This window comes from Virgibacillus carmonensis, assembly GCF_057836705.1.
The window spans coordinates 1-556 of the sequence record NZ_JBYQFJ010000333.1; the positions used below are offsets into that span (position 1 = coordinate 1).

A 556-nucleotide genomic window follows, 5' to 3' on the forward strand; every position below is an offset into this window, starting at 1 on the left:
TTAGAACGTCATATTGGTATTGTCGGTGTCATGCTCCTTTTAATTGCCGGTGCATGGGCATTGATTGATGCACCAGATATTATCCAACGAACCATGGGTGTTGATGCTGGGTTACGTTCAGGATGGCAAGCGATGATGGGAGCTTATGCTGGTGGAAAAATGGCTGGCGCAAGTGGAAGGATGACTGCTGAAACTGGTAAGAAGCTTGTTAAAATAGGAGGAAAAGGCGCTGGTGGTGCTATTGCAGGTGGTGTTGGTTTAACGAAAGGACTGCGCAGAAATCAAGATGTGAAACCAATGCCTTCCTATAAAGATGCAGCACCTCATTCCCGAAAAGGAGAAGGACAATTTTCTACTTCTGTTAATAGTAAAAATCCTGTACAACCACCGTCACCAAGCAACGGTCAATCGTTAAATACAAAGCAATTGAATCAACAATCAACAAAACCAAAATCGTCAACAAGTCAACGTGAACCGATGCCGAACATGCTACATTCATCAGAAAATGCGGTTGGTCGGACGCCAACGCCACCTGTTTCCCAACCGAAAGTGAATA

General features: G+C 44.4%; 1 protein-coding gene. It reads left to right on the forward strand.

Translation table 11 applies throughout. The features are described 5' to 3' along the window. A partial coding sequence (locus AC3G7N_RS22180; RefSeq protein WP_489424273.1) for a DUF8208 domain-containing protein occupies window positions 1-556 on the forward strand: 556 nt, incomplete at both ends.